The organism is Nocardia sp. NPDC058705 (genome assembly GCF_042749305.1).
Lineage (GTDB): Bacteria > Actinomycetota > Actinomycetes > Mycobacteriales > Mycobacteriaceae > Nocardia.
In genome coordinates, this window is sequence record NZ_JBHYRN010000033.1 from 60,936 (window position 1) to 67,397 (window position 6,462).

A 6,462-nucleotide genomic window follows, 5' to 3' on the forward strand; every position below is an offset into this window, starting at 1 on the left:
AGTGGACTCCTTGGAAATGGGGCGGGGGTGGGGGGCGGGGGGGGGGGGGGGTTTTTTTTTTTCTTTTGTGGGTGGCTCGGGGGGGGGGTTTTTTGTTTTTTTTGGGTTTTTTAAATACATTCGCCCCAAAACAAAAATTTTTGTTTTGCCCCCCCCCCGACCAGTTGGGGTGACCGACGGGACTCGAACCCGCGACATCCAGGATCACAACCTGGTGCTCTACCAACTGAACTACGGTCACCATTGCCGGTGAATCACCGGCGCCGTCGATACTAGCGTGATAAGGGCGCCAAGCCCTAATCGGCTGGTAGAGGGCTCGAACCGGACACATCTACGGCGTCGGTGGCCTCCTGGGCGGCGGTCGCGATCTCGGTGGTCGACGGACCGGGTAGCGGCACGAACGCGGTGCGACGGTAGTACTCGAGTTCGCGGATGGATTCCTTGATGTCGGCCAGCGCGCGGTGGGCAAGGCCCTTCTCCGGCTGACCGAAGTAGATGCGCGGGTACCAGCGGCGGCACAGTTCCTTGATCGAGCTCACGTCGACCATCCGGTAGTGCAGGTGCGCGTCGAGTTCGGGCATGTCACGGGCGATGAAACCGCGGTCGGTGCCGATCGAGTTGCCGCACAGCGGCACCGTGCGCGCGGTGGGCGCGTACTCGCGGATGTAGTCGAGCACCTGCTGCTGGGCCTGCTCGAGGGTGACCGTGGATCGGCGAACCTCTTCGGTCAGACCGGATTTCGCGTGCATGGTGGCGACGACCGGTGGCATGCAGGCCAGGGCGGCGTCGTCGGCGTGGATGACGATGTCGACACCGTCACCGAGAATGTTGAGGTCGCTGTCGGTTACGAGCGCGGCGATCTCGATCAGCTTGTCGCTGTCGAGACGGAGCCCCGTCATCTCGCAATCCATCCAGACCAGAAGTTGGTTGTCTGACACGGGTGTCACCCTAATGGTGTGTCGGCGTGTCCGGACGACAGGTGTGTCGCGCGGGCGAGGCGGGCCGGGTTTGCCGACGACATCTTCCGATGTTCGCCGACCGGGTGACGTGCCCGGATACAGTTTGCCTGGAATTGTCGCAGACGTTTCGAGCATTTCTTGCGTACGTGCCAGTGAGCAGACGGAGGACGCGCGAATGACCACCCCACAGGAGAAGGCGGCAGCGGCACGCAAGGCGGCCGAGGACGCGGCCCGGGTCGCCGCCGAGGCCATGGCCGCCGCCGAAGCCGCCGAGCAGGAGGCTGCGGCTGCTGGCCGAGAATCGGCCGGCAGTTCGGCGGCGACCGGTGCCGCTGCGGAGATCGCCGCGGGCTACGCCTTCGACGGCCCGGCTCTCGAACTCGGCACCGTGATGGTCGATGGTGTGGCCGATCCTGGTGCGCGCGTGCGGATTCCGCTGCGGATGATGAACCGGCACGGCCTGGTGGCGGGCGCGACCGGCACCGGCAAGACCAAGACCCTGCAGGGCATCGCCGAACATCTTTCCCGCGCGGGCGTTCCCGTGGTGATGGCCGACGTCAAGGGCGACCTGTCGGGTCTGAGCGCGCCGGGTGCCGACAACGAGAAGATCAGGGCGCGCGCGGCGGAGACCGGCGCGACCGACTGGGCGCCGAGTGCGTTCCCCACCGAGTTCGTCTCGCTCGGCACCGGCGGCATCGGGGTGCCGATCCGGGCCACGATCACCTCCTTCGGTCCGATCCTGCTCAGCAAGGTGCTCGGCCTCAACGACACCCAGGAATCGACGCTCGGCCTGATCTTCCACTGGGCCGATCAGCGTGGCCTCGCCCTGCTGGATCTCAAAGACCTGCGCGCGGTGATCACCCACCTGACCAGCCCGGAAGGTAAGGAAGATCTCAAGGGCATCGGTGGAGTATCGCCGCAGACGGCGGGTGTGATCCTGCGGTCACTGGTGAATCTGGAAGCCGAGGGCGGCGATACGTTCTTCGGCGAGCCCGAACTCGACCCGGCCGATCTGCTGCGTACCGCGGGCGGGCTCGGGGTGATCACGCTGTTCGAGCTCGGTCAGCAGGCGGCGCGGCCCGCGTTGTTCTCGACGTTCCTGATGTGGGTGCTTGCCGACCTGTTCCAGACGCTGCCCGAGGTGGGCGACGTCGACAAGCCCAAGCTCGTGTTCATCTTCGACGAGGCGCATTTGCTGTTCTCGGAGGCCTCGAAGGCGTTTCTGCAGCAGGTCGAGCAGACGGTGAAACTGATCCGGTCCAAGGGGGTCGGTGTGTTCTTCTGCACACAGTTGCCCACCGATATCCCGAATCCGGTGCTGTCCCAGCTCGGTGCGCGGGTGCAGCACGCTCTGCGCGCGTTCACGCCCGACGATCAGAAGGCGCTGTCGAAGACGGTGCGCACCTACCCGAAGTCGGCGGTGTACGACCTGGAGGAGGCGCTCACCTCGCTCGGCACCGGTGAGGCGATCGTCACGGTGCTTTCCGAGACCGGTGCGCCGACGCCGGTGGCGTGGACCAAGATCGCGCCGCCGCGTTCCCTGATGGACACGATCGGCGACGACAAGATCAAGGCCGCGGCGCTGTCGAGTGCGCTGCAGGGGAAGTACGGGCAGAGCGTCGACCGGGAGTCGGCCTACGAGATGCTGCTGGCCAGCGTGGCGTCGGCCGAACCGCCACCCGAATCCACCCCGGCACCGGGGCGTTCGCAGCAGGAGGACGACTCCGCCGCCGAGCGGATCATGAAGAACCCGGCGGTGAAGAGTTTCCTGCGATCGGCGGCGAGTGCGGCCGGGCGGGAGATCAGCCGCAGCATTTTCGGGACGCGGCGGCGGTGAGGACACGCTGAGCGGACATTACTCGCGCGATCGGTCGAGATTCGTACCGAACCGTCGAAGAATGTCCGCTCAGCGTGGTCAGCCCCCGAGCTTCTTGTAGAACGCGCCCGCCACCGGGGCGGTGAACGCACGCGGGCCGTAGTTGCCCGCGACGCTCATGCCCTTGCTGATCAGGCCGGGAACGATGCGCATCTTGTTGCGGGCCAGCGCGTCGATGGAGACCTTGGCGGTGTATTCGGAGGAGACCCAGAGGAAATCGGGGACCATCTTGTCGACGATCGACTGGTCTTCCGGCGCAGGCGTTTCCGTGCGCACGGGACCGGGCGCCAGCAGGGTGACATTCACGCCGCTGCCCTTGAGCTCGCCGCGCAGCGACTCCGAGAAGGTGTTCGCGAACGCCTTCGACGCCGCGTAGGTGGCGTTGTTCGGGATCGGCATATTGCCCGCGGCCGAACCGCTGATCAGGATGCCGCCCGCCTTGCGCTCGATCATGCCGGGCAGCACGGCCAGGCACAGGTCGTGCACGGCGGTGGCGTTGAGTTCCATCTGCATGCGCTCGTAGGCGAAGTCGAGCTCGGCGACCGGGCCGAAGGTCGCCACGCCCGCGTTGTTGCAGAGGACGGCGATATCGCGGACGGCGAGTTCGTCGCACAGGCTCGCCCGCTGGGTGCGGTCGGCCAGGTCTACGGCTCGGACCTCGGCGGTGATGCCGTGGGCCAGGGTCAGCCGCTGGGCGAGTTCGGTGAGGATCTCACCGCGGCGCGCGACCAGGATCAGCGAATAGCCGCGACCGGCCAGTTCGGCGGCCAGCGCGGTGCCGATGCCGGAGGACGCGCCGGTGACGACGGCGCGATTGTCTGCAGTGGGGGAGGGCAAGCTCACGAGGGGGAGCTTAGGGGATCGGTGTCGGGCGTGCGGTGGGCGGCAGCGGGCTCCGACGGATCGACGTCGACGTGTACCCGCATCGCCCGCGGATCGTGGGGAGTCCGACCGCCGACCGCCGACCGCCGACCGCCGACCGGCGGCGGTTCGTTCGTAGATCGCGGGAAACCAGGCGCCCGGCAATAGCATGTGAGGCGTTATGACAACTGACTCATCGCCGCTGCGCACCGGGCAAGAAGCGCCGCTGCTGCTCTCCACCGAGCCGCCGCGCACCTTCGGATTCGCCGATCAGGCCGCCTTCTGGACCAATCTCGGCGTCAGCCTGATCGGGTTCACCGGGGCCATCTATGTGTTGCAACCGACCGGGTACGACCGGTTGCCGCTGCTCGGGGCGGTCCTGGCGACCGTGGTCGGCACGGTCATCGGCACCTCGATGGTGGCAGCTGCCGGTGCGGTCGGGGCTCGTACGGGCGCGCCCGCGATGGCGAACTTTCGTGGGCTGTTCGGCACCAAGCTGTCCGGGCTGCCGACCATCGCGAATGTGGTGCAGTGCATCGGGTGGGGTGTGTACGAGCTGACCGTGATCGCGGCGGGGATCGCGGCGCTCACCGACGGGCGGGTGCCGCACGCCGTGGTGGTGATCGCGGCCGGGGTGCTGAGCACGGTGATGGCGATCTGGCCGATGCACGTGGTGGGGATTCTGCGCAAGTATGTGACCGTCGCGGTGGGTATCGCGATGCTGTATTTCACGGTGCAGCTGGTGCGTCAGCCGCTGCCCGATCTCGGTGAAACCTCCTGGTCGGGGTTCTTTCCCGCCGTGGATACCGCGCTGGCTGTCGCGGTGTCGTTCGTGCCGTTGGCCGCGGACTACATGCGGCATTCGAAGTCGGTGAAGGTCGGGAGTTCGGCGATGTTCGTCGGGTATTCCGTGGCGCAGATCTGGTGTTACCTGTTGGGGATCGTGGCGCTGCTGCACGTGGACGGCGACCCGAACCGGCTGTTCGATTCGTTCCTCGGGATCACCGCGGGCTGGGTGTTCTTCGCGGTGCTGGTGTTGCGGGAGACGGATCAGTCGTTCGCGAATGTGTATTCCACGGCGATGTCACTGCAGAACCTGCTGCCGCGCGTCGACCGGCGAATTCTGGCCGGGGTGGTCGGGGTGATCGCCACCGTCGCCGCGCTGTTCGTGACCGACTTCAGTAACTACGCCAACTTCCTGCTGCTCATCGGCTCGGTGTTCGTCCCGCTCACGGCGGTGCTGGTGGTCGACTTCTTCTTCGGCCAGGGACGTCGTGGCTGGAACCTGTCCGACGACTCGCCCGCTCGCCCGATCATGTTGCTGCCCTGGGTAATCGGGTTCGTGGTGTACCAGTTGTGCAACCCGGGTTCGGTCGAATGGTGGGCTTCGCGGTGGATCCAGGTGCAGGACGCGCTCGGCGTGCACCCGACGTGGTGGACCTCGGCGTCACTGTTCTCGTTCCTCGCGGCAGGCGCTGCGACCGGGCTCGTGGTGGTCGCCAACCGGCGGCGATGAGGATGGGCGGCCGCCGTGGGTGACGACCAAGTGTTCGGGATGGGCGATGACCCACTGGTCGCGCCGACCTGGCCCGCGCTGACCGAGGACGAGGTCGCCCACGCGGTCGCCGCGACGTGGGGTGGGTCGTGCGCTGCTGTCGAATGGCGTGGGGCGCGGCCGTTGTCGTCGACGGTGGGTGTGCGGATGGACGACGGTGAGCGGCTGGTCGTCAAACGGATGCCGGTGCAACTGCGCGATGGAGTGGCGCTCGGCGAGGAACACCGCTTCATGGCGCACCTGCGGGGCTGGGGGATTCCGGTGCCGCAGGTGCGCGCCACTGTCGGCGAGCTTGTTCCGAGAAGTGCGGGGAGGTTCGTCTATGAGGTGCATCGGGCGGGGGAGGGGGAGGACCGGTATCGCGCGGATTTCTCGTGGACGCCCTATCGCGATATCGACGATGCCGTGGCGGCTGGGGTGATGTTGGGTCGATTCCATTCGGCCGCAGAGGGTTTCGATGCACCGGCGCGTCCGGCTCGGCCGTTGGTGGCGAGCCTGCACGGTGGTGTGGTGGGGGCGTTCGAATGGCAGACCGCGCGCCGACCGGCGGTTGCTCGGTTCCTGAGTGAAAGGGACTGGCGTGCTGAGGTTCCCGATCTGCACGTCGATCTCGCCGGCGTCGCGCCGCTGTGGACGCACGGGGATTGGCACGGCACCAACCTGCTGTGGGATGCCCACGAGGTGACCTCGGTGATCGATTTCGGGCTGGCGGATCGGACAACAGCCGTCTTCGACCTCGCCACCGCCATCGAACGCACCGCCGTCGACTGGATCTCACTACGCGACGGCGGCCCCGCCCACGTCCGCGCGGACCAGATCACCGCCCTGATCCAGGCATACCGATCCGCCCGGCCCTTGTCGGCCGCCGAACAGAGCCTGCTCCCGGACCTGCTCCCACTCGCCCACATCGGCTACGAACTCTCCGAGATCGACTACTTCCTCACCATCGCCCACGACCCACGCAACGCCGAAATCGCCTACCACGACTGGCTTCTCGGTCACCTGCGCTGGTACGAGACAGCAGAGGGCCGCGAACTCCGCGATGTGATTCGCGACGCCTCCCTGCGCTGACCGCGCCCGGCACCGCCGAGACCCGCGCCGGCTGCATTCCCAGCGACACTCACCCGACTACACCCCTGATCCGCCATGACCGCATTCCCAGCCACCACGACCCGACCTCGAGGAGGGTCCCGCCGCGCAGCGGCGGTAGC

5 protein-coding genes and 1 tRNA gene are annotated in these 6,462 nt (G+C 67.1%); 3 read left to right on the top strand and 3 right to left on the bottom strand.

Translation table 11 applies throughout. From position 1 onward, the window contains the following. Positions 1-165: 165 nt before the first annotated feature. Together ACFW6D_RS28100 and orn are read right to left on the bottom strand one after the other, a co-directional pair. A tRNA-His gene (locus ACFW6D_RS28100) sits at positions 166-241 on the bottom strand. 55 nt (positions 242-296) lie between these two features. Next, positions 297-938, bottom strand: a complete 642-nt coding sequence (gene orn / locus ACFW6D_RS28105; protein ID WP_379333005.1) for an oligoribonuclease — start codon at positions 936-938, stop codon at positions 297-299. Positions 939-1,134: 196 nt separating this feature from the next. On the opposite strand from orn, the gene ACFW6D_RS28110 reads away from it, so the two are divergent. Then, a complete protein-coding gene (locus ACFW6D_RS28110) occupies positions 1,135-2,796 on the top strand; it encodes a helicase HerA-like domain-containing protein (protein ID WP_379333007.1) in 1,662 nt (553 codons plus the stop codon). Between the two features lie 78 nt (positions 2,797-2,874). On the opposite strand, the gene cmrA is transcribed toward ACFW6D_RS28110, so the two are convergent. Continuing rightward, positions 2,875-3,678, bottom strand: a complete 804-nt coding sequence (cmrA, locus tag ACFW6D_RS28115) for a mycolate reductase (RefSeq protein ID WP_379333009.1) — start codon at positions 3,676-3,678, stop codon at positions 2,875-2,877. A gap of 199 nt (positions 3,679-3,877) precedes the next feature. Here cmrA and ACFW6D_RS28120 point away from each other — a divergent pair, with 199 nt between their 5' ends. Together ACFW6D_RS28120 and ACFW6D_RS28125 are read left to right on the top strand one after the other, a co-directional pair. Beyond that, positions 3,878-5,212 carry a purine-cytosine permease family protein gene (locus ACFW6D_RS28120; RefSeq protein WP_379333011.1) on the top strand — a complete coding sequence of 445 codons (1,335 nt, stop codon included), beginning with the start codon at positions 3,878-3,880 and terminating at the stop codon, positions 5,210-5,212. A gap of 15 nt (positions 5,213-5,227) precedes the next feature. Next, positions 5,228-6,322 carry a phosphotransferase enzyme family protein gene (locus tag ACFW6D_RS28125; protein WP_379333013.1) on the top strand — a complete coding sequence of 365 codons (1,095 nt, stop codon included), beginning with the start codon at positions 5,228-5,230 and terminating at the stop codon, positions 6,320-6,322. Positions 6,323-6,462: the final 140 nt, after the last annotated feature.